Here is a 23,507-nt window from a genome sequence, read left to right as displayed (position 1 = left end):
CGGCTCCGGAGAATGGGGGGCTGAAAACCCGCGCAGTTTAGCGCGAGTCGAGGTGTATTTCCTCTAATCAGAGGATTTAACTCCAATAGAGTTCAAGGCCTGCCCGCAGGCTCAGCCCGCTTGGGCGGCAGCGGTGCGAAATACCCCACCACCAGCAGCAACCCACCCACGCCGATGAACGACACGATTCGCGCCAGGCCGCCGCGGTTACTCAACTCGACAAAGAACAGCTTGGCCACCACCACCGCAATCAGCACCGCACCGACCAGCCATACTTCGCGACGATGGCGCAGGTGACCGCCGATCATCAGGCCGAGGGCGATCAGGGTCCAGACAATCGACAACCCTGCCTGGACCCGCATCGACTCCAGCAGCGCATCCAAATGGAACGGCACACCGCTCCAATGGTGCGCGGTGCGCATCACCAGCGCGGTAAAGAAAGCAAACAACGAGGCACCCACCACCGCCTGGGCAATCAATGTCACTTGCGCCCCACGCTGCAGCGCCACGCTGCGCGACCACAGGTACACCCCGAGCAACGCAAACAGCAGGCCCAGGTCCAGCGGGCTGATCAGCGGCACGTAGGGCATCGGTTTGGCGGTACCGTCGCTGAACATATTCGCCAGCCAGAACCACCCCAGCATCAATACGGCCAGGGGTAGCGTGGCCAGCACGCGGTACTCACGCGGATAGGCCGACACCGGCCACGGCCAGGCACGTGGTGGTGCCGCGAGCACCAGATACAGACTTGGCAGAATCGCCCAACCCAGCCAGCGCCAGGCGTTGTACTCGCTCGACAGCTGCATCAGGCCGTAGCGCAGCTCCAGCGTCAGCGCGCCGATCAACATCCAGCAGCCGAGCACATGGGCAACACTCAGCGCTTGCTGCGGCACCAGCAACGCCAGGCGGCGCAGTGAAACGAAGTGCAGCGCGAAAACCGCAACCCATGCCAACCCGGCGAGGTTGGCGGCCGGATGGTAGTACTCGTCCCATGTGCCAAGCAGCACCATACCGGCAACCGGCATCAGCAAGGTGCACACCGCCCCGAGCGCCACCCAACGCAGGCGCAGCGCCAGCCAGCACCACAACCCTGTGCTCAGCGCCGCTGCCGCGTATAACCAGGTTGCGTGCCAATCCGTCGGGGCTGAGCGCCACACTTCGCCGAGCACGGCCAGCCCCCACCACACCACGCCCCAGCCCAGCAGCAGTTTGGAGCTGCGGGTCGATTGCTGCTGCCGCAAACACCAGGCGCTGGTCATTGCGGCCAGGGCGATGATCATCGGTGTGTAGAAATTACTGACAGGGTCGAGCGCAAAGCTGATGCCGCTGAGCAGTTGCACGGCCACAGCACAACGCACCCAAGCCTGCGAACCGAGCCGCTGGCCTGCCCACGCCGTTACCAGTCCGGCGAGCGACCAGCCGATGACGCTGCCCTGGGTCGACCACAGCAACGGCGCCAGCAGATATCCACAGCCCAGGCCGAGCGCCGCAAGCCACGGTGCGCCTTTACGTTCCCAAGCGTGGGCGAGCTCAGGCGCAGCTTTGTGAACCTGATAAAACGTGAACAGCGACGCTGCGCCTAGCAACAACGCACTCAGTGCAGGCCCCTCCAGCAGCGTGTCTGTACCGGGGCGCAACTCGCTGAAAAAAGCCAGTGCCGAGCCTAGCTGCAGCAACAAGGCAAATGCCCGCGCCAATAGCCGCTGTTGGCGCAAGCCGAGCCAGAAGATTCCGGCGCCCTCTACTGCCCAGGCCGCCGTGGTCCAACGCGCATCGAGCCCCAGGGGAATCGCCAGGCTGGCGAAAATCACCCCAAGGGCCAGGCAGGTTTGCGCCAGCAACAAGGCACGCCCGCCGCTCAGCCAGCGCGCCAGGGCCATGTAGAGAATGCCCAGTGCCAAGGCACTGAACGCTGCGGCAAATTCCAGATGCTGTACCAATGCGAACTGCAACCCAAAGCCCAACAGCGGCGGACCGAACAGCAGGCTGCCGTCGACGTAATCGCCTTTGGCCGCCGACCAACGCAGCAACGCGCCACGGCTGTCGCCCTCAGGCGCGTCACCCAACTCCTGCAACTTGCGCCGGGCAAACAACAAGCCGACGGCCAGGTACATCAGGAAAAATACAATCAAGAACGGCTCAGTGCTCCGGAGCATATCCGGCGTATAGGAACGCATGCCCCAGGCGAAGCCGATACCGAAGGTGCCGACAAAGCCGATCAGATTGAGTGGGCGCCAAGCCTTGAACCAGGCGATGGCAAGGATGCCGGCATTGAGCAGGGCGAAGTAGCTGAACAACGTCACATGGCTGCCGGCACCGGTAGACGCCAGGAGCGGCGCAGCAAAACCGCCCAGCGCGGCCGCGCAGGCCAGGCCCAGCGCATCTTGAGTGAGCGCCAGAATCGCGGAAAAAACGGTCACGACCACCAACAGGCCAAACGCCGTGCCCGGGTCGATCAACGGGTGCAAGCGCATCGCGGCGAATACCGTCAGGTACAGCACTGCGATACCGGCACCTTGCAGCATCAGGCCGTAATTGCTGTTACGCCGCCGCAACCACCAGCCCAGGCCCAGCAGGCCGATGGCAGCCGTCGCTACTCCGGCGTACCGCAGCTGGATCGGCACTACCATGCCTTCCGTGGCGTAGCGCAGCAGGAACGCCAGGCCAAGGAACAACAGCACCAAACCGACACGCAGCACGGTATTGCCGCCGAACAGCCAATTGCGTGCAGCGGTAATGGCGCGTTCGATCAGGTTGGGGCTGCGTAGTGGTTCAGGTGGCCGAGGCGTGGCATTGGGCGTCCAGGCGTCATCCGGTAGCGGCCGGCTCGGCTCGGCAATCATGGCCCCAGGCGTCAATTCAGCAGGCAGCTCCCAAACCAGTTCGGACGGTTTGGCGACAGGTGCCGGCTCAGGCACAGGGGGGTCGGCTGCAACGTTGCTGGTCGGCGTGGGCACTTCCAGCTGCCGCAGGCGCTCGCCCAAGGCTATCAGCGCCTTCTGCGTGGTTTCCAACTGACTGGCCTGCTGCTGCGCCTGGGCCGACAACTGCGACAGGCGGAGCGCCTGGCCGATGCCCAACCCAAACAATGCACCGATACCCGCATCGCTGAAAGACTCATCGAGCGCCCAGCCGAGTACCAGGCCAATCAGCATGAAAATCCATTGCATGGTCGATATTCCCTGAGCGAACCGAAGGCCAGTATATCGACGCAGAAGCAATGTGGGAGGGGGCTTGCCCCCGATAGCGGTGGATCAGCTGATACAGTCAATGCTGACACTCCGTCATCGGGGGCAAGCCCCCTCCCACATTTTGTGTTGCGGTGTTTAGTCGAGGGCTTTCCAGATCTCGGTGGCGTATTCGCGGATGGTACGGTCCGAGGAGAACCAGCCCATCCTTGCCGTATTCAGCACCGCCGAACGCCACCATTCCTTGGAGTCATGCCAATGCGCCTCGACCCGTGCCTGGGCATCCCAGTAGGAATCGAAATCGGCACACACCAAGAAGCGGTCGTAGTCGATCAGCCCGTCGATCAGGCCGACATAACGCCCCGGATCATCCGGCGAGAACACCCCGCCGCGGATCGCTTGCAGCACGTCACTCAAACGGTGGGACACGGCGATGTCCGGCCCGGCGTTGAACTCTCCGGCGTGCTTGCGCGCTTCCACCTGCTGGGCACTGAGGCCGAAGATAAACATGTGCTCGGCGCCGACACGCTCGTGCATCTCCACGTTGGCGCCGTCCATGGTGCCGATGGTCAACGCACCGTTGAGGCCGAACTTCATGTTGCTGGTGCCTGACGCCTCGAAACCGGCCGTGGAGATCTGCTCCGACAAGTCCGCCGCCGGGATGATGCTTTCCGCCAGGCTGACGTTGTAGTTGGGCAGGAACACCACCTTGAGCAGACCACGTACGGTCGGGTCGTTGTTGACGGTGCGGGCGATGTCGTTGGTCAGCTTGATGATCAGCTTTGCCTGGTGGTAACTGGCCGCAGCCTTGCCGGCGAAGATTTTCACCCTTGGCACCCAGTCGACCTCGGGTTCGGCACGAATCGCCTGGTACAGGGCCACGGTGTGCAGCAGGTTGAGCAGTTGGCGCTTGTATTCGTGGATACGCTTGACCTGCACGTCGAACATCGCCGCCGGGTTGACCGCGATGCCCAGGCGCTCATGAATGATCTCGGCCAGTGCACGCTTGCTGTGCAAGCGCTGTTCGGCGAAGGATTTGCGGAAGGTCTGTTTCTCGGCGAAGGTTTCCAACTCCGTCAGGCGGGTTTCCATGCTATCGAGAATGTCCGGGCCCAGGGCCTCCACCAGCATCGCGGTCAACTTGGGGTTGGCCTGGTAGAGCCAGCGGCGGAAGGTGATGCCGTTGGTCTTGTTGTTGATCCGTTCGGGGTAAAGCTTGTGCAGTTCGGAGAACACCGTGCTGCGCATCAGCTGGGTATGCAAGCCGGACACGCCGTTGACGCTATGGGAGCCGAGGAACGCCAGGTTGCCCATGCGCACGCGGCGGCCGTTGTCTTCTTCGATCAGTGACACGGCGCGCAGTACGTCGAAGTCGTGGATGCCCTTGGCGCGCAGCGAGTCAATGTGCTGGGCGTTGATCAGGTAGATGATCTGCATGTGCCGGGGCAGCATGCGCTCCATCAAACCTACAGGCCAGGTTTCCAGCGCTTCGGGTAGCAAGGTGTGGTTGGTGTAGGAAAGCGTTTCGACGGTGACGTCCCACGCGGCTTCCCACGGTATGTCATGCAGGTCGACCAGCTGGCGCATCAACTCGGCCACGGCGATGGACGGGTGGGTATCGTTGAGCTGGATGGCGGCGTGTTCCCCCAGGCTCAGCACCGAGCCGTGCATGTTCTTGTGGCGGCGCAGCAGATCCTGCAGTGAAGCGGAGACGAAGAAATATTCCTGGCGCAGGCGCAATTCCTGCCCGGCTTCGGTGCTGTCGGCCGGGTACAGCACGCGGGAGATGCTTTCGGCGCGGGCGACTTCGGCGACGGCGCCCAAGTGGTCACCGGCATTGAAGCGCTCCAGGTGCAAGTCTTCTACGGCCCGTGCACGCCACAGGCGCAGGGTGTTGACGCTGGCGCCGCGCCAGCCGACTACCGGAGTGTCATAGGCTACTGCGCGTACGGTCTCGTTGGGCGACCACACCTGGATCATCTTGCCGGAGGCGTCCGCAATCGTTTCGACACTGCCGCCAAAGCCGATCGGGTAAATTACCTCGGCGCGTTCAAATTCCCACGGGTTGCCGAAATCCAGCCAGCGTTCGGTTTGTTCCTGCTGCCAGCCGTCGACAATGGCCTGGCGGAACAGACCGTGCTCATAACGGATGCCATAACCGTGGCCGGCAATGCCCAGGGTCGACATGCTTTCCATGAAGCAGGCGGCCAGGCGCCCCAAGCCACCGTTGCCGAGAGCCGCGTCGGGCTCCAGCAGGCGGATCCGTTCCAGGTCGACACCCAGCTCGGACAAGGCTTCGCGGGCGATTTCCAGCACGCCAAGGTTGCTCAGGCTGTCGTAGAGCAAACGGCCGATGAGGAACTCCAGGGAGAGGTAGTAAACGCGCTTTTGGCCTTTTCGGTAAATACGTCGCGTATGGTCCATCCAGCGTTCGACCATTTGGTCGCGGGCGGCCAGGGCAATGGCTTCGAACCAGTCATGGTCGAAGGCGTGATCCGGGTCCTTGCCCACCGCGTAGGTGAGTTTGGTCAAGACAGCATCGCGGAATGCGGCTACCTCTGCTTCTCGTGCAAGTGGTTCCTGAGACATCAGTTGCGACCTCGGGCGAGATAGAAGGAGTTGCTAGAGCCTAGACGCTCTGACACACGGCGCAGGCTCTGGTTCGTCAGTTTTTTAACTCATTCACTGTTAAAGGGATTAGATGCAGGGGTCGTGCCCGAACGCCACCGAAGATGAAAAACCTGAAAATATTGTTCAAAAAATCATCAATCCCGGTATGATCGCGCGCCCGGACACCGCCCCACCTTGGAACCCTGATGAAGCCTCAACTGATCGCCGCCGCGGAACTCGACCGTCTCGAAACGTGGCAGAAATATTCCGCCCATATGTGCGGCGGCTGCGTGTCCAGCTGCTGCACCCTGCCGGTGGAGGTGAAGATCAAAGACCTGATCCGCATTGGCATCGTAGATGAGTTCGAGCGCGGCGACCCGCCGAAGAACATCGCCAAGCGCTTGCAGAAGGAAGGCATCGTCGAGCGCTACAACAACAAATCCGAGATTTTTACCCTGCAGCGCATGAGCAACAACGACTGCCTGTACCTGGATCGTAAGACGCGCTTCTGCACTATTTATGACAAGCGCCCGGATACTTGCCGCAACCACCCGAAAATCGGGCCGCGACCGGGGTATTGTGCGTATAAGCCGAAAGAAGTGGTGCGCGAGACCAACTTCAAGACTCTCGATAAGTTCTGATCCAGGGTTTGTGGGGTTCTCAAGGGCCCTATCGGGGGCAAGCCCCCTCCCACACTTCGAATGTGTTCACAGAACAAAATGTGGGAGGGGGCTTGCCCCCGATGAGGCCGGTACAGTCAGCACAAAACCAGCAGGCATAAAAAAACGCCCCCGGCCTTTCGACCGGGGGCGTTTTTCATTCAGCCTGAGTTAACTCAGTTCTTGGCTTTCTTGGCAGCGCGGGTACGCTCGCCTTCGTCCAGGATCTTCTTACGCAGGCGGATCGACTTAGGCGTGACTTCGCACAGCTCGTCATCCTGGATGAATTCCAGGGCCTGTTCCAGGGTGAAGCGAACAGGTGGGACCAGAGCGATGGTTTCGTCTTTGCCCGAAGCACGCATGTTGTCGAGCTTCTTGCCTTTGGTTGGGTTGACGCCCATGTCGTTGTCACGGCTGTTCAGACCAACGATCTGGCCGTTGTAGATCTCTTGACCGTGTTCAACGAACAGCTTGCCACGCGCCTGGAGGGTTTCCAGGGAGTAGGTCAGCGCCTTGCCGGTTTCTACCGATACCAGAACACCGTTCTGACGGCCGGACATGTCGCCGGACTTCATGGTGTCGTAACGATCGAAGATCGAGGTCAGGATGCCAGCACCGTTGGTCAGGGTCAGGAACTGGTTACGGAAACCGATCAGACCGCGAGCAGGGATGTTGTATTCCAGACGTACACGGCCCTTGCCATCCGGCACCATGTTGGTCAGGTCGCCCTTACGCAGGCCCATCTCTTCCATGACCTTGCCCTGGGATTCTTCAGGGGTGTCGATGGTGACGTTTTCGAACGGTTCCTGCTTCACGCCGTCAACAGTACGGATGATCACTTCCGGACGACCAACACCCATTTCGAAGCCTTCGCGACGCATGGTTTCGATCAGTACCGAGAGGTGCAGCTCACCACGGCCGGAGACTTTGAACTTGTCAGCCGAGTCGCCTTCTTCAACGCGCAGTGCAACGTTGTACAGCAGCTCTTTGTCCAGACGCTCCTTGATGTTACGGGAGGTCACGAACTTGCCTTCTTTACCGCAGAACGGCGAGTCGTTTACCTGGAACGTCATGGAAACGGTTGGCTCGTCAACGGTCAGAGGCTTCATCGCCTCGACGTTGTCTGGCTGGCACAGGGTGTCGGAGATGAACAGCGAGTCCATGCCGCTCACGCACACGATGTCGCCGGCAAACGCTTCTTCAACGTCGATGCGGTGCAGGCCGTGGTGACCCATCAGCTTCAGGATACGACCGTTACGCTTCTTGCCGTCGGCACCGATAGCGACAACCGGGGTGTTCGGCTTGACGCTGCCACGAGCGATACGGCCAACGCCGATAACACCCAGGAAGCTGTTGTAGTCCAGTGCCGAGATTTGCATCTGGAACGGGCCTTCACGGTCAACTTTCGGCGGCGGTACGTTGTCGACGATCGACTGGTACAGCGGGGTCATGTCTTCAGCCATGTCGTTGTGGTCAAGACCAGCAATGCCGTTCAGGGCCGAGGCGTAGATAACCTGGAAGTCGAGCTGTTCTTCGGTGGCGCCGAGGTTGTCGAACAGGTCGAAGATCTGGTCCAGAACCCAGTCCGGACGCGCGCCTGGACGGTCAACCTTGTTGATGCACACGATCGGACGCAGGCCGGCTTCGAAGGCCTTCTTGGTCACGAAACGGGTTTGCGGCATAGGGCCGTCTTGAGCGTCAACCAGCAGCAGAACGGAGTCAACCATCGACATTACGCGTTCTACTTCGCCGCCGAAGTCGGCGTGGCCCGGGGTATCCACGATGTTGATGTGGTAGCCGTTCCAGTTGATAGCGGTGTTTTTTGCCAGGATGGTAATACCGCGCTCTTTTTCCTGGTCGTTGGAGTCCATCACGCGCTCGTCGTTGAGCTCGTTGCGCTCCAGGGTGCCGGATTGACGCAGGAGTTTGTCTACCAGGGTGGTTTTACCATGGTCAACGTGGGCAATGATGGCGATGTTACGTAGATTTTCGATCACTTGTGTATCTCGATCAGAGGATTCGGTGTGCTGACAGGTCGTGGCAGCGATTAACAGTAGAGTCAGGCCTTGCCGTTACAGCTTGACGGCAGAGTCGGGGGGCCGGTGACGCAGGCCACAGGCAAACAGCCCCGGGCTCTTAGCTCGGTCGATAAACGCGCACATTGGCATGCCCCTCACTGAGCAAATGGTGGGCATGCAGGCGACTCATCACGCCTTTGTCGCAATACAGCAGGTACTGACGGCTGTTATCCAGTTCCTTGAAACGCGCGTTCAGTGCGTAGAACGGCAGCGTTTGCACGTCGATGCCAGTAATTTCCAGCGGCTCGTCTTCAGCGGCGTCCGGGTGACGGATGTCGATGACGATCTGGCCGGCCAGGGCCTCACTGACTTCTTCGATTTGCACATCCTGGCCCAACTCGTCGATGACGCGATCGATTGGCACCAGCTTGGCATTCTCGAGCGCACGCTCCAGAATCGCCATGTCGAATTCTTTCTCTTCATGCTCCACGCGATGCCGCTTGGCGTGGGTCTTGGGGTTCACCGAGATGACCCCGCAGTACTCAGGCATATGCTTGGCAAAATCGGCGGTGCCGATCTGTTCTGCCAGGTCGATGATGTCCTGCTTGTGGCTGGCGATCAGCGGGCGCAGCACCAGCTTCTCGGTAACACAGTCGATGATCGACAGGTTCGGCAGCGTCTGGCTGGATACCTGGGAAATCGCTTCGCCGGTCACCAGCGCGTCGATCTGCAGTTGATCGGCAATTCGCGAGGCAGCGCGCAACATCATACGCTTCAATACCACGCCCATATGACTGTTATCGACTTTGCCGAGAATTTCCCCCAGCACTTCCTCGAACGGCACGCTCACAAATAGCACACGCTGGGAGCTGCCGTACTTCTTCCAGATGTAGTGCGCGACTTCCATCACGCCCAATTCATGTGCACGCCCGCCCAGGTTGAAGAAGCAGAAGTGGCTCATCAGGCCGCGGCGCATGATCTGGTAGGCCGCCACCGTGGAATCGAAACCGCCGGACATCAATACCAGGGTCTGTTCCAGGGCGCCCAACGGGTAGCCGCCGATGCTGTCGTGCTGGCTGTGAATCACAAACAACCGTTGGTCGCGAATTTCCATGCGCACTTCAATTTGCGGCGCCTTGAGGGAAATTCCAGCGGCGCCGCACTCGCGACGCAGCTTGCTGCCGACGTATTTCTCGACGTCCATGGAGCTGAACGGGTGCTTGCCGGCACGCTTGCAACGCACCGAAAAAACCTTGCCTTCCAGCGAGCTGCCGTAGTGCTGCTTGCACTTGTCGGTGATGTCGTCGAAGTCACCCAGCGGGTACTCATCCACCTGCAGGAAATGCGCGATGCCCGGCATGCAGCTCAGGCGCTCGGTCATGTCCTTCAAGGCTTTGGCGTCGGTAATACGGGTTTCCAGCTCGAGATTGTCCCACACGCCGTTCACCACCACAGCCGGGTCCAGGTCACGGAGCACGGCACGGATGTTCTTGGCCAACTGACGGATGAAACGCGTCCGTACCGGTCGGCTCTTGATGGTGATCTCGGGGAAGACTTTAACGATTAATTTCATGGAAACAGCGCGCGCCGGGCCTGCTGAAAAAGGGGGGCGCGGATTATAGCGGAAATCGCTCAAGGTTTAACCAGTTAATATGCACCGCTTGTGCAACGCACCAAAACGGGTCATTTGCACAAATAAACGCTACATTGCAGTGCGCTATTTATTGCGTTTTGACGGATTGCACCTTTATAGGGGCCATTTTGAGGCAAAACGGCCATGTTGGCGCACTGGCATGCAATTTGCTCTCTTGTGAGGCAGGTTGCCATGGCGGAGTATCCGCGCCGGCATCACCCACATTCTAAGGGCTAACTCCACTACCCAGCCCGAAGCCACCCGGAGGACACCATGTCGAAGTCGGTTCAACTCATCAAAGATCATGACGTTAAATGGATTGATCTGCGCTTCACGGACACCAAAGGCACTCAGCACCACGTGACCATGCCGGCTCGCGACGCGCTGGATGACGCTTTCTTCGAAGAAGGCAAAATGTTCGACGGCTCCTCCATTGCTGGCTGGAAAGGCATCGAAGCTTCCGACATGATCCTGATGCCGGACGACAGCACTGCCGTGCTCGACCCGTTCACCGAAGACCCAACCCTGATCATCGTCTGCGACGTGATCGAGCCTTCGACCATGCAAGGCTACGACCGCGACCCACGTGCGATCGCCAAGCGTGCCGAGGAATACCTGAAGTCCACCGGTATCGGTGACACCGTATTCGTTGGTCCTGAGCCAGAGTTCTTCATCTTTGACTCGGTCAAGTTCAAGTCCGATATCTCCGGTTCCATGTTCAAGATCTTCTCCGAACAGGGTTCGTGGATGTCCGACCAAGACATCGAAGGCGGCAACAAGGGCCACCGTCCGGGCATCAAAGGTGGCTACTTCCCAGTTCCGCCGTTCGACCACGACCACGAAATCCGTACCTCCATGTGCAACGCCATGGAAGAAATGGGCCTGGTCATCGAAGTTCACCACCACGAAGTGGCCACTGCCGGCCAAAACGAAATCGGTGTGAAGTTCAACACCCTGGTCGCCAAGGCTGACGAAGTACAAACCCTGAAGTACTGCGTACATAACGTGGCCGATGCGTACGGCCGTACCGCGACCTTCATGCCTAAGCCACTGTACGGCGATAACGGTTCGGGTATGCACGTTCACCTGTCCATCGCCAAAGAAGGCAAGAACACCTTCGCTGGCGAAGGTTATGCCGGCCTGTCCGACACCGCCCTGTACTTCATCGGCGGCATCATCAAGCACGGTAAGGCCCTGAACGGCTTCACCAACCCGTCGACCAACTCCTACAAGCGTCTGGTGCCAGGTTTCGAAGCGCCGGTAATGCTGGCCTACTCGGCCCGCAACCGTTCCGCCTCGATCCGTATTCCTTACGTGTCCAGCCCTCGCGCTCGCCGTATCGAAGCGCGTTTCCCGGACCCAGCGGCCAACCCATACCTGGCCTTCGCTGCCCTGGTCATGGCCGGCCTGGACGGCATCCAGAACAAGATCCACCCAGGCGATGCCGCCGACAAGAACTTGTACGACCTGCCGCCTGAAGAGGCCAAAGAGATCCCACAAGTGTGCGGCAGCCTGAAAGAAGCCCTGGAAGAGCTGGACAAGGGCCGTGCGTTCCTGACCAAGGGCGGCGTATTCAGCGACGACTTCATCGATGCCTACATCGAGCTGAAAAGCGAAGAAGAAATCAAGGTTCGCACCTTCGTACACCCACTGGAATACGAGCTGTACTACAGCTGCTGATCCGGTAGCGCTGCTTAACGTGGCGTGATGAAAAAGACCTCCTCCGGGAGGTCTTTTTTTGCCTGGGAGTTATGCAGCTTCAAATCTGCAAACCCAATCAAAAAGGTGGGAGGGGGCTTGCTCCCTCCCACAAGGAGATCTGCGTTGAAACATAAATTCGTGTTCGCCCTGCTGGTCGTCAGCGCCGGTGTTTACGCCGCCCCACCTACCTTGGAGCCACTGCTCAACAGCATCGCCGAACGCCTGGAGATTGCCGACCAGGTGGCCTTGAGCAAATGGGACAGCCACAAGCCCGTCGAAGACCAAAAACGCGAGCAGGAAGTGATCGCCAGCGTCGTCGCCCAAGCCCCGAGCTACAAGCTTGACCCCGCCGCCGCCGAGCAGTTTTTCTCGGCACAGATCGAAGCGAACAAACTGGTGCAATACACCCACCTGTCCGACTGGCAGTTCCAGGGCAAGGCACCGGACGATCCGCGCCCGGACCTGGTCAAGCAGATTCGCCCGCAGTTGGATGAGCTTCAAAAACGTCTGCTGCAACAACTGGCCGACTTCACCCCACAACGCACCGACCCGCAGTGCCCGCAGTGGCTGGCCGAGGCGGTGCATGAGCCTTTGAACGATCCGCTGCGCCAACTGGCAATGATCCGCGCCACCGCCGAACTCTGCATCTATAAAGGTTAATGACTGCAAACCCGGTAAAAATGTGGGAGGGGGCTTGCTCCCGATAGCGGTGTGTCAGTCGACATTGGTTTGACTGACCCACCGTTATCGTGAGCAAGCCCCCTCCCACATTTGGGCTGTATGCATTCAGGGCCATCTCTGGCAGCTTCCTGAACAACCTTCACGAAACCGCACTATATTGGTGCGATAGGTTGCACCCTCACTCCAGCCACAGCCCATTTTGGTTCGAAACTTCCCGTATAAGCTGGCAGAACGCCACAGTTTCGCGCCACAAACGCCTATTTCAGGGCTTTAACGCTTCTTTTCGGAGCCTTGGTTTGGTTTTTGCATTTTCCTCGTATCAGCGTGTGCCTCAAGCCCGCGCCTTGCTCCAAAAGAGGTCCCGATGACCATCAGCGATGCACTGCACCGTTTGTTACTCGACAACCTGACCACCGCGACCATCCTGCTCAATGCCGACCTGCGCCTTGAGTACATGAACCCGGCGGCCGAGATGCTTCTGGCCATCAGCGGCCAGCGCAGCCATGGGCAGTTCATCAGCGAGTTGTTCACCGAGTCGGCCGAGGCCTTGAGCTCGTTGCGCCAGGCGGTGGAGCAGGCGCACCCGTTCACCAAGCGCGAAGCAATGCTCACTGCTCTCACCGGCCAGACCCTGACCGTCGATTACGCCGTGACCCCGATCCTGAGCAACGGCGCCACCCTGCTGTTGCTCGAAGTGCATCCTCGCGACCGATTGCTGCGCATCACCAAGGAAGAGGCGCAACTGTCCAAGCAGGAAACCAGCAAGATGCTGGTACGCGGCCTGGCCCATGAGATCAAGAACCCCCTGGGCGGCATTCGCGGCGCCGCGCAGTTGCTGGCCCGCGAGCTGCCGGAGGAGCATCTCAAGGACTACACCAACGTCATCATTGAAGAGGCCGACCGCCTGCGCAACCTGGTGGACCGCATGCTCGGCTCCAACAAGCTGCCGTCCCTGGCATTGACCAACGTGCATGAGGTGCTGGAGCGCGTGTGCCATCTGGTCGAGGCCGAGAGCCAGGGCTGCATCACCCTGGTACGCGACTACGACCCAAGCATTCCCGACGTATTGATCGACCGCGAGCAGATGATCCAGGCGGTGCTCAATATCGTGCGCAACGCCATGCAGGCCATCAGCAGCCAGAACGAGCTGCGCCTGGGCCGCATCAGCCTGCGCACCCGCGCCCTGCGCCAGTTCACCATCGGCCATGTGCGCCATCGCCTGGTAACCAAGGTCGAGATAATCGACAACGGCCCGGGCATCCCGACCGAATTGCAGGAAACCATCTTCTTTCCCATGGTCAGCGGCCGCCCGGACGGTACCGGGCTGGGCCTGGCCATTACCCAGAACATCATCAGCCAGCACCAGGGCCTGATCGAATGTGAAAGCCATCCTGGCCACACCACGTTCTCGATCTTCCTGCCATTGGAACAAGGAGCCCCCACGACATGAGCCGTAGTGAAACTGTCTGGATCGTCGATGACGACCGTTCTATCCGCTGGGTCCTGGAGAAAGCCTTGCAACAGGAAGGCATGACCACCCAGAGCTTCGACAGCGCCGACGGCGTGATGAGCCGCCTGGCGCGCCAGCAGCCAGACGTGATCATCTCCGACATCCGCATGCCCGGCGCCAGTGGCCTGGACTTGCTCGCACGCATCCGCGAGCAGCACCCGCGCCTGCCAGTGATCATCATGACTGCGCACTCGGACCTGGACAGCGCTGTCGCGTCCTACCAGGGCGGCGCCTTTGAGTACCTGCCCAAGCCGTTTGACGTGGATGAGGCAGTGGCGCTGGTCAAGCGTGCCAACCAGCACGCCCAGGAACAACAGAACCAGGAAGCCCCGCCCACCCTGACCCGCACCCCGGAAATCATCGGTGAAGCGCCGGCGATGCAGGAAGTGTTTCGCGCCATCGGGCGCTTGAGCCACTCCAACATCACCGTGCTGATCAACGGCGAGTCAGGTACCGGCAAAGAGCTGGTGGCTCATGCACTGCACCGCCACAGCCCACGGGCGGCCTCGCCGTTTATCGCGCTGAACATGGCGGCGATCCCGAAGGACTTGATGGAGTCAGAGCTGTTCGGTCATGAGAAAGGTGCATTCACCGGCGCCGCCAACCTGCGGCGCGGGCGTTTTGAACAGGCCGACGGCGGTACGCTATTCCTCGATGAAATCGGTGATATGCCGGCCGATACCCAAACGCGCTTGCTGCGGGTATTGGCAGACGGTGAGTTCTACCGCGTCGGCGGGCATACGCCGGTCAAGGTCGATGTGCGCATCATTGCGGCCACCCACCAGAACCTGGAAACTTTGGTACACGCGGGCAAATTCCGTGAGGACTTGTTCCATCGCCTCAATGTGATCCGCATCCATATCCCACGCATGTCGGACCGCCGCGAAGACATTCCCACCCTCGCCCGCCATTTCCTCAGCCGCGCCGCCCTGGAGCTGGCCGTAGAGCCGAAGCTGCTCAAAAGCGAGACCGAGGAATACCTCAAGAACCTGCCGTGGCCCGGCAATGTGCGCCAGCTGGAAAACACCTGCCGCTGGATCACCGTGATGGCGTCCGGGCGCGAAGTGCATATCAGCGACCTGCCGCCTGAGCTGCTCAGCCTGCCGCAGGATTCGGCCCCGGTGACCAACTGGGAACAGGCCTTGCGCCAATGGGCCGACCAGGCCCTGGCCCGCGGCCAGTCGAACCTGCTGGACAGCGCCGTTCCGGCGTTCGAGCGGATCATGATCGAGACTGCCCTCAAGCACACCGCCGGTCGTCGTCGCGATGCGGCAGTGTTGCTCGGTTGGGGACGCAATACCCTGACGCGCAAGATCAAGGAGCTGGGGATGAAGGTGGATGGGGGGGATGACGACGAAAGCGATGACGCCTGATCACACCTCTCAGATCCACTGGAAAGTCTAATGTGGGAGGGGGCTTGCTCCCGATGGCGGTGGGTCAGCTACAGAGTTGCTGACTGATACACCGCTATCGGGAGCAAGCCCCCTCCCACATTTGGATCTCTACAAGGCCGCAGGATTGTGCACCGCTTCGATGCACCATGAACCGGCATCGGGCAGACCTTTCAAAGATGAAACAACCGAACAGCCCGGAAAATATTGAGCTGCAAAAACACCAAAGCCCCGTAATCCGGCGCTTTGGGCTTTCTGAAGACATTATTTGGCACAAATCGACGACTCTGGCACGCCCCCTGCAATAACCCTGGTACGACCCAGTTTCGGGGACCTTGGTACAGGCAGGCCGAGAATCCCCTCTTTTATACGGAGCCCTTGGGCTTCACGCTTTTGGGAGCCCTGGTACAGGCAGGCCGGGAACTCCCTCTTTTATTGCTCTTGGAGATGGACCTCCAGCCGCCAGCGGTCATCGACCTGCTCGCCTTTCCATTCCCCTCGCAATGGCCGCGCCGCCACCAGGTTCAGCAGCAAACCGCCATCGGTCTTGCGCACGCGCCAGTTCACATCCTTGTCATTGACCTTAAGTTGCCCGCCGGCAGGTTTGCCCAGTGCGTCGAACAGCAGCGCCACGGTGCCATCAATATGTTCGCCATGCAGCTTGGGCTCGCTGTTGAACCACACCACGATGCCGTCCGTCGCCGTCTCTATTTGCTGCAGCTCAACCGGGTCTGGGGTGGTCAGGCGACCAATCATCAGGCCAATCATCAAGCCGACAATCGCCAACGAACCCAAGACCCTCGGCAATAGCTTCGGCCTGGGGTCGTCTTCAGGGGTAGAATGCAGCGCATCTTTGCCTTCGGAGCCGTGCATGTTTCACGTCATCCTTTTTCAACCAGAAATTCCGCCGAATACCGGCAACGTTATCAGGCTGTGCGCCAACAGTGGCTGCCACCTGCATTTGATCGAGCCGCTGGGCTTTGACATGGACGACAAGCGCCTACGCCGCGCCGGGTTGGACTATCACGAGTACGCCACCCTCCAGCGCCATGCCGACCTGGCCAGCTGCCTGGAAAGCCTGGGCCATCCACGGCTGTTTGCGTTCACCACCAAGGGCTCACGGCCGTTTCATGATGCCAGCTTTGCCGAAGGCGACGCCTTCCTGTTCGGCCCGGAAAGCCGTGGCCTGCCGGCCGACGTGCTCGACGCCCTGCCCGACGGCCACCGCCTGCGCTTGCCGATGCGCGAGGGCTGCCGCAGCCTGAACCTGTCCAACACCGTGGCCGTCGCCGTCTACGAAGGCTGGCGTCAGCTCGGTTTCAAGTAACACACAAAACAAATGTGGGAGGGGGCTTGCCCCCGATGGCGGAGTGTCAGTCGACATCTAAGTGACTGTTCCACCGCTATCGGGAGCAAGCCCCCTCCCACATTGGGTGCTGCGTCGGGTTCGAGATTACTGAACCGTCGGCGCGCCTTCCTGTTGCATGCGCTGCAGCTCTTGGGCGTACAAAGCATCGAAGTTCACCGGAGCCAGCATCAGCGCCGGGAACGAGCCACGGGTGACCAGGCTGTCCAGGGTTTCGCGGGCATACGGGAACAGGATATTCGGGCAGAACGCACCCAGGGTGTGGCTCATGGACGCTTCGTCCAGGCCCTGGATCAGGAAGATACCGGCCTGTTGCACTTCAGCGATGAAGGCTACTTCTTCGCCGTTCTTGACGGTAACCGACAGGGTCAGCACGACTTCGTGGAAGTCGCCTTCCAAGGCTTTCTGACGGGTGTTCAGGTCCAGCGCAACGCTTGGGGTCCATTCCTGACGGAAGATGGCCGGGCTTTTCGGCGCTTCGAACGACAGGTCACGCACGTAGATGCGCTGCAGAGAAAACTGTGGGCCTTGGGTTTCTGCTGCTTCGGTGTTCTGTTGGTCAGTCATCGCAGATCCTTCTCTATCTTGGGGTCTTTAAGGGGTTAGGAGTCAGACGAGCAGCAGCGCGTCGAGTTTACCGGCGCGCTCCAGGGCGAACAGGTCATCGCAGCCACCGATATGCCTGGCGCCGATCCAGATCTGCGGGACCGACGTGCGGCCGGCCTTCTGGGCCATTTCAGCGCGCACCTGGGGCTTGCCATCGACCTTGATCTCTTCGAAGGCCACCTTCTTGCTTTGGAGCAACTGCTTGGCTCGAATGCAATAAGGGCAATAATCGCTGGAATACACGACAACCTGGCTCATATCACTTCACCAGCGGCAGGTTATCGCCACGCCAGCTGCTGATACCACCCGACAGCTTGGCGGCGGTAAAGCCGGACTTGAGCATCTCGCGGGCGTGGGTGCCGGAGTGCTGGCCTTGGGCGTCGACCAGGATGATGGTCTTGGCCTTGTATTTTTCCAGCTCGGCCAAGCGTGCGATCAGCTTGTCCTGCGGGATGTTAAGGGCACCGACGATATGACCGGCGGCAAAATCCTTGGCCGGGCGAATATCGACGACAACGGCCTCATCCTTGTTGACCAGCGCGGTCAGCTCCGACGTGCTCAGGCTGCGACCACCGCGGCTCAGTTCATGAGCGATCAGCAGCGCCAGCAGGATGACGAAGGCACCCACGAGCAGGTAGTGGGCAGTGGCAAATGCAATCAGGTGATCAACCATCAAGGAGGTTCCAGGGCGTTAAAATGGCGGTAAGTATACACAGGCGCCAGGGGCGGCCAACCCCCGTAAAGCGGTGACGTGGTTGGAACTTCGCTTTAAACTGCCACTCCCTTTTCAATTGTCTTCCTTTATTACCGCCGCGAGAGGATCTATGACTACTACGCCTAAACCTTTGGTCCTGATAATTCTCGATGGCTTCGGACACAGTGAAAGCCACCACGACAACGCCGTGTACTCGGCCAACAAGCCGGTACTGGATCGCCTGGCCGCCACCGTACCCAACGGTTTGATCTCAGGTTCCGGCATGGACGTGGGCCTGCCGGACGGCCAGATGGGCAACTCGGAAGTCGGCCACATGAACCTCGGCGCCGGACGAGTGGTATACCAGGACTTCACCCGTGTCACCAAAGCGATCCGCGATGGCGAGTTCTTCGAGAACCCGACCATCTGCGCTGCGGTCGATAAAGCCGTCGCCGCCGGCAAGGCCGTGCACTTCATGGGCCTGCTCTCCGACGGCGGCGTACACAGCCATCAGGACCACTTGGTGGCCATGGCTGAACTGGCCTTCAAGCGCGGGGCTGACAAGATCTACCTGCACGCCTTCCTCGACGGTCGCGACACCCCGCCGAAAAGCGCGCAATCGTCCATCGAACTGCTAGACACCACCTTCGCCGCCCTCGGCAAGGGCCGTATCGCCAGCCTGGTTGGCCGTTACTTCGCCATGGATCGCGACAACCGCTGGGACCGCGTGTCCCAGGCCTATAACCTGATCGTCGACGGCCAGGCCGAATTCCATGCCGCCACCGCCCAGGAAGGCCTGGAAGCCGCCTACGCCCGCGGCGAAAGCGACGAGTTCGTCAAGGCCACTACCATCGGCGAGCCGGTAAAGGTCGAAGATGGCGACGCCGTGGTGTTCATGAACTTCCGCGCCGACCGTGCCCGCGAGTTGAGCCATGTGTTTGTCGATGAGGGTTTCAAGGACTTCGAGCGCGCACGCCAGCCGAAAGTCGAGTTCGTCATGCTTACCCAATACGCCGCCAACATCCCGGCCCCATCGGCTTTCGCCCCGGGCAGCCTGGAAAACGTGCTGGGCGACTATCTGGCGAAGAACGGCAAAACCCAGCTGCGCATCGCCGAAACCGAGAAATACGCCCACGTGACCTTTTTCTTCTCCGGCGGCCGTGAAGAACCGTTCCCGGGCGAAGAGCGCATCCTGATCCCGTCACCAAAAGTCGCCACCTACGACCTGCAGCCGGAAATGAGCGCGCCGGAAGTTACCGACAAGATCGTCGATGCCATCGACAACCAGCGTTACGACGTGATCGTGGTCAACTACGCCAACGGCGACATGGTCGGCCATAGTGGAAACCTGGAAGCGGCGGTCAAGGCCGTTGAATGCCTGGACCTGTGCGTTGGCCGCATTGTCGACGCCCTGGAAAAAGTCGGCGGCGAAGCGTTGATCACCGCCGACCATGGCAACTGCGAGCAGATGTCCGACGAGTCCACCGGCCAGGCGCATACCGCCCATACGACCGAGCCGGTGCCGTTCATCTACGTTGGCAAACGCAACTTCAAGGTGCGTGATGGCGGCGTGCTGGCGGATGTGGCGCCGACCATGCTGATGCTGATGGGGCTGGAGAAGCCGAAGGAGATGACCGGGACCTCAATCCTGGTCTGATTTCGACATCACCACAAAACAGTGTGGGAGGGGGCTTGCTCCCGATAGCGGTGTATCAGTCAGCTTATAAGTAGCTGACCCACCGCAATCGGGAGCAAGCCCCCTCCCACATTAGCTTTGCAGCGTTTGGTAGATATCTTTTTGCCATACCACTGCCACTCGGCACCTATCTTGCCCGCAAGCCCCAATTGGGCGTTTTTTTTGCAGCGCTTGGCGGGCATACTAGGCCGTCCCTTTCCCTGGTGTCGCCCGCCTCTATGCTTCGCGCCTTGATAACCCTCGCTCTTGTCTGCCTGCTCCAACCGGCCTTTGCCGATGAGCGTGCACAAACCCAACAACAACTGGACGCTACGCGTCAGGACATTGCCGAGCTGAAAAAGCTGCTGGGCAAGCTCCAGGAAGAAAAATCCGGCGTGCAGAAAGACCTGCGCGGCACGGAAACCGAAATGGGCAAGCTCGAGAAGCAGGTCCAGGAGTTGCAAAAAGAATTAAAGAAGAGCGAGTCGGAACTGGAGCGACTCGACGCTGAGAAAAAAAAACTCCAGAGCGCACGCGTTGAACAGCAACGCCTGATCGCGATCCAGGCCCGTGCCGCGTACCAGAGCGGCCGCCAGGAATACCTCAAGCTGCTGCTCAACCAGCAGAACCCGGAAAAATTCGCCCGCACCCTCACGTATTACGATTACCTGAGCCAGGCGCGCCTGGCGCAATTGAAGGGTTTTAACGAAACCCTGCGCCAGTTGGCCAATGTCGAACAGGAAATTGCCGACCAGCAGTCACAACTGCTCGACCAGAAAAGCGCCCTGGATACCCAGCGCGACCAGTTGGACAAGGTACGCAAGGAACGCCAGCAAGCGCTGGCCAAGCTCAACAACGACGTGAAAGCCCGCGACGCCAAGCTCCAGGCCCGCGAGCAGGACCAGGCCGACCTGGCCAAAGTGCTCAAGACCATCGAAGAAACCCTGGCCCGCCAGGCACGCGAGGCCGAAGAGGCGCGGCAAAAAGCGCTGATCGCCCAGCAGGAAGCGGAAAAAAAGCGCCAGCGTGAGGCCGAACTGGCCGCCAGCAGCGACGCGCCAGCACCGCGCAAACCGGCACGCGCAGCCCCTGGCCCGCTGGTGTCCAGCAGCGGCGAGTCCTTCGGCGGCCCTTTTGCATCAGCCCGGGGCAAACTTCCATGGCCAGTTGATGGTCGACTACTGGCACGCTTCGGTGAAACCCGTGGCGATGACACCCGCGCCAAGTGGGATGGGGTGATGATCAGCGCCTCCGCCGGCAGCCAGGTCCATGCCGTCCACGGTGGGCGCGTGGTGTTTGCCGATTGGCTGCGGGGCGCCGGCTTGCTGGTGATTCTCGACCACGGCAATGGCTATTTGAGCCTTTACGGCCACAATCAGACATTACTCAAGTCGGCAGGTGATGTTGTAAAAGCCGGTGAATCCATCTCCACTGTCGGTACCAGTGGCGGCCAGGACACCCCGGCGCTGTACTTCGCTATTCGTCAGCAGGGTCGCCCGAGCGATCCTGCACAATGGTGCAGATCCCAAGGATAGGGTCGCATCTACATTAGGAGTTCGTTCGACATGCTGCATTTGTCCCGCCTCACTTCGTTGGCACTGACGATCGCCCTGGTGATCGGCGCGCCTCTGGCTTTTGCCGACCAGGCCGCACCGGCTGCGCCCGCCGCCATGGCCGCGACTACCAAGGCACCGTTGCCGCTGGACGAGTTGCGCACCTTTGCCGAGGTCATGGACCGGATCAAGGCAGCTTATGTCGAACCCGTAGACGACAAGACCCTGCTGGAAAATGCCATCAAGGGCATGCTCAGCAACCTCGACCCGCACTCTGCCTACCTGGGCCCGGAAGATTTTGCCGAACTGCAGGAAAGCACCAGCGGTGAGTTCGGCGGCCTGGGCATCGAAGTGGGCTCCGAGGACGGCCAGATCAAAGTGGTCTCGCCCATCGACGACACTCCGGCGTCCAAGGCCGGCATCCAGGCCGGCGACCTGATCGTGAAGATCAACGGCCAGCCGACCCGCGGCCAGAGCATGACCGAGGCCGTCGACAAGATGCGCGGCAAGCTCGGCCAGAAAATCACCCTGACCCTGGTACGAGACGGCGGCAACCCGTTTGACGTGACCCTGGCCCGTGCGACCATCACGGTCAAGAGCGTCAAGAGCCAATTGCTGGAGTCTGGCTACGGCTATATCCGCATCACCCAGTTCCAGGTCAAGACCGGCGATGAAGTGGCCAAGGCCCTGGCCAAGCTGCGCAAGGACAACGGCAAGAAACTCAACGGCATCGTGCTCGACCTGCGTAACAACCCAGGCGGCGTGTTGCAATCGGCGGTGGAAGTGGTCGACCACTTCATTACCAAGGGCCTGATTGTCTACACCAAGGGTCGTATCGCCAACTCCGAACTGCGCTTCTCGGCCACCGGCAACGACCTGAGCGAGAACGTGCCGCTGGCGGTACTGATCAACGGCGGCAGCGCATCGGCCTCGGAAATCGTCGCCGGCGCCTTGCAGGATCAGAAGCGCGGCGTCCTGATGGGCACCACCACCTTCGGCAAGGGCTCGGTGCAAACCGTGTTGCCGCTGAACAACGAGCGGGCGCTGAAGATCACCACGGCGCTGTACTACACGCCGAACGGCCGCTCGATCCAGGCCCAGGGCATCGTGCCGGACATCGAAGTGCGCAAGGCCAAGATCACCAACGAGATCGACAGCGAGTACTACAAAGAGGCCGACCTGCAAGGTCACCTGGGCAATGGCAACGGCGGCGCCGACCAGCCGACCGGCAGCGGCGCCAAAGCCAAGCCGATGCCGCAGGACGATGACTATCAGTTGGCCCAGGCGCTGAGCCTGCTCAAGGGCCTGAGCATCACCCGCAGCCGTTGATCATGCGTTTTTTCCTGATCATCGCTGTGCTGTGCAGCCTGGCCGGGGTCGCTCAAGCGACCTCGGCCAGCGAGCCACACGAAGCCTACCTGACCCTCATCATCGACGACCTCGGGCAAAACCTGACCCGGGATCGTCGTGTGCTGGCCCTGCCTGGGCCGGTAACCACCGCGATCATGCCCGACACGCCCCACGCCGCCGAATTCGCCCGCGAGGCCCACAAGGCCGGCAAGATCGTGATCCTGCACATGCCCATGGACCCGGCCACCGGGCCCTTCGCCTGGCACCCCGAACTGCCGGTGGAAGAACTCGGCAAGCGCCTGGACGCCGCGTTCCAGGCCGTGCCCTATACAGCCGGCATCAACAACCATATGGGCAGCCGCATGACCGCGCAGCCGCAGGCGATGGCATGGTTGATGGCTGAGCTGCAGCGACGTCACAAGTTCTTCGTAGACAGCCGTACCAGCGCGCAAACCGTCGCCGCCGCCGAGGCGCAGAAGATCGGCCTGGCCCATGTTTCGCGGGATGTATTCCTCGATGACGAACGCACCGAGGCGGCGATTACCACCCAACTGCAAACCGCAATCAAGCTGGCGCATAAGCAGGGGTCGGCGGTGATGATCGGGCACCCTTACCCACAGACCCTGGCGGTGCTGGAGCGCGAACTGCCCAAGCTCAAGGCCCAGGGCGTGGAGTGGATCGATATCAAGTTGATGATCAGTGTGCGCAGTAATCGGGCTATGGCCGGGCACGGCAAAAACGGCATTTACCGCTAAATGAAGGTTGCGAAGATCCAATGTGGGAGGGGCGGTGCGACGATTCGACTTGCTCCCGATGCGGTGGGCCAGCCCCGAATGTATTGACTGACACTCCGCCATCGGGAGCAAGCCCCC

At 60.5% G+C, this 23,507-nt stretch carries 18 protein-coding genes; 10 read left to right on the top strand and 8 right to left on the bottom strand.

Features of this window, described 5'->3' with window-relative positions; genetic code table 11:
* Positions 1–92: 92 nt before the first annotated feature.
* A complete protein-coding gene (locus BLU48_RS30410; RefSeq protein WP_057025464.1) occupies positions 93–3,170 on the bottom strand; it encodes a DUF2339 domain-containing protein in 3,078 nt (1,025 codons plus the stop codon).
* Positions 3,171–3,326: 156 nt separating this feature from the next.
* Positions 3,327–5,777 carry a glycogen/starch/alpha-glucan phosphorylase gene (locus BLU48_RS30405; RefSeq protein ID WP_057025463.1) on the bottom strand — a complete coding sequence of 817 codons (2,451 nt, stop codon included), beginning with the start codon at positions 5,775–5,777 and terminating at the stop codon, positions 3,327–3,329.
* A 227-nt stretch (positions 5,778–6,004) separates the two neighbouring features.
* Between BLU48_RS30405 and BLU48_RS30400 the strand changes: the two genes are divergently transcribed.
* A complete protein-coding gene (locus tag BLU48_RS30400; RefSeq protein WP_003187815.1) occupies positions 6,005–6,439 on the top strand; it encodes a YkgJ family cysteine cluster protein in 435 nt (144 codons plus the stop codon).
* A 194-nt stretch (positions 6,440–6,633) separates the two neighbouring features.
* Here BLU48_RS30400 and typA read toward each other — a convergent pair whose 3' ends face one another.
* Positions 6,634–8,454, bottom strand: coding sequence for a translational GTPase TypA (gene typA, locus BLU48_RS30395; protein ID WP_043047284.1), 1,821 nt, complete (start codon positions 8,452–8,454; stop codon positions 6,634–6,636).
* Between the two features lie 139 nt (positions 8,455–8,593).
* Positions 8,594–10,048, bottom strand: a complete 1,455-nt coding sequence (gene thiI, locus BLU48_RS30390; RefSeq protein ID WP_046070514.1) for a tRNA uracil 4-sulfurtransferase ThiI — start codon at positions 10,046–10,048, stop codon at positions 8,594–8,596.
* Between the two features lie 333 nt (positions 10,049–10,381).
* On the opposite strand from thiI, the gene glnA reads away from it, so the two are divergent.
* The 4 genes from glnA (at position 10,382) to ntrC (ending at position 15,373) form a co-directional block, all read left to right on the top strand.
* Complete coding sequence (glnA, locus tag BLU48_RS30380) at positions 10,382–11,788, top strand: glutamate--ammonia ligase (protein WP_034117297.1); 1,407 nt, start codon at positions 10,382–10,384, stop codon at positions 11,786–11,788.
* A gap of 144 nt (positions 11,789–11,932) precedes the next feature.
* Entirely contained in the window at positions 11,933–12,469 is a 537-nt protein-coding gene (locus BLU48_RS30375) for a chorismate mutase (protein ID WP_057025462.1), read from the top strand.
* A 385-nt stretch (positions 12,470–12,854) separates the two neighbouring features.
* Positions 12,855–13,940, top strand: a complete 1,086-nt coding sequence (glnL, locus tag BLU48_RS30370; RefSeq protein WP_057025461.1) for a nitrogen regulation protein NR(II) — start codon at positions 12,855–12,857, stop codon at positions 13,938–13,940.
* Positions 13,937–15,373, top strand: coding sequence for a nitrogen regulation protein NR(I) (gene ntrC, locus BLU48_RS30365; protein WP_046070511.1), 1,437 nt, complete (start codon positions 13,937–13,939; stop codon positions 15,371–15,373). Before glnL ends, ntrC begins: the two co-directional genes overlap by 4 nt.
* A gap of 450 nt (positions 15,374–15,823) precedes the next feature.
* On the opposite strand, the gene BLU48_RS30355 is transcribed toward ntrC, so the two are convergent.
* The gene (locus tag BLU48_RS30355) at positions 15,824–16,264 is read right to left on the bottom strand and encodes a hypothetical protein (RefSeq protein ID WP_057025460.1); all 441 of its coding nucleotides are present in this window, start codon (positions 16,262–16,264) and stop codon (positions 15,824–15,826) included.
* Here BLU48_RS30355 and BLU48_RS30350 point away from each other — a divergent pair.
* Positions 16,263–16,718, top strand: coding sequence for a tRNA (cytidine(34)-2'-O)-methyltransferase (locus BLU48_RS30350; RefSeq protein WP_046070509.1), 456 nt, complete (start codon positions 16,263–16,265; stop codon positions 16,716–16,718). The two genes, BLU48_RS30355 and BLU48_RS30350, sit on opposite strands and share 2 nt — an antisense overlap.
* A 126-nt stretch (positions 16,719–16,844) precedes the next feature.
* Here the strand turns inward: BLU48_RS30350 and secB are convergent, their stop codons facing one another.
* The 3 genes from secB to BLU48_RS30335 are packed head-to-tail and all read right to left on the bottom strand — an operon-like array spanning position 16,845 to position 18,036.
* Positions 16,845–17,324, bottom strand: coding sequence for a protein-export chaperone SecB (gene secB, locus BLU48_RS30345; protein ID WP_043047290.1), 480 nt, complete (start codon positions 17,322–17,324; stop codon positions 16,845–16,847).
* A gap of 42 nt (positions 17,325–17,366) precedes the next feature.
* On the bottom strand, positions 17,367–17,621 hold the full coding sequence (gene grxC / locus BLU48_RS30340) for a glutaredoxin 3 (protein WP_057025459.1): 255 nt from the start codon (positions 17,619–17,621) through the stop codon (positions 17,367–17,369).
* A 1-nt stretch (position 17,622) separates the two neighbouring features.
* Positions 17,623–18,036, bottom strand: a complete 414-nt coding sequence (locus BLU48_RS30335) for a rhodanese-like domain-containing protein (protein ID WP_057025458.1) — start codon at positions 18,034–18,036, stop codon at positions 17,623–17,625.
* 151 nt (positions 18,037–18,187) lie between these two features.
* On the opposite strand from BLU48_RS30335, the gene gpmI reads away from it, so the two are divergent.
* The 4 genes from gpmI to BLU48_RS30315 all read left to right on the top strand — a co-directional run bounded on the left by gpmI (position 18,188) and on the right by BLU48_RS30315 (position 23,390).
* Complete coding sequence (gpmI, locus tag BLU48_RS30330; RefSeq protein WP_057025457.1) at positions 18,188–19,714, top strand: 2,3-bisphosphoglycerate-independent phosphoglycerate mutase; 1,527 nt, start codon at positions 18,188–18,190, stop codon at positions 19,712–19,714.
* 257 nt (positions 19,715–19,971) lie between these two features.
* On the top strand, positions 19,972–21,267 hold the full coding sequence (locus BLU48_RS30325; RefSeq protein ID WP_046070507.1) for a murein hydrolase activator EnvC family protein: 1,296 nt from the start codon (positions 19,972–19,974) through the stop codon (positions 21,265–21,267).
* A gap of 30 nt (positions 21,268–21,297) precedes the next feature.
* Positions 21,298–22,614 carry a S41 family peptidase gene (locus tag BLU48_RS30320; protein ID WP_057025456.1) on the top strand — a complete coding sequence of 439 codons (1,317 nt, stop codon included), beginning with the start codon at positions 21,298–21,300 and terminating at the stop codon, positions 22,612–22,614.
* 2 nt (positions 22,615–22,616) lie between these two features.
* On the top strand, positions 22,617–23,390 hold the full coding sequence (locus tag BLU48_RS30315; protein ID WP_057025455.1) for a divergent polysaccharide deacetylase family protein: 774 nt from the start codon (positions 22,617–22,619) through the stop codon (positions 23,388–23,390).
* Positions 23,391–23,507 lie beyond the last annotated feature (117 nt).

This window comes from Pseudomonas synxantha, from assembly GCF_900105675.1.
Classification (GTDB): Bacteria; Pseudomonadota; Gammaproteobacteria; order Pseudomonadales; family Pseudomonadaceae; genus Aquipseudomonas; species Aquipseudomonas synxantha.
The sequence above is the reverse complement of the archived record's forward strand: the minus strand, read 5'-3'. Positions and strand labels throughout refer to the sequence as shown.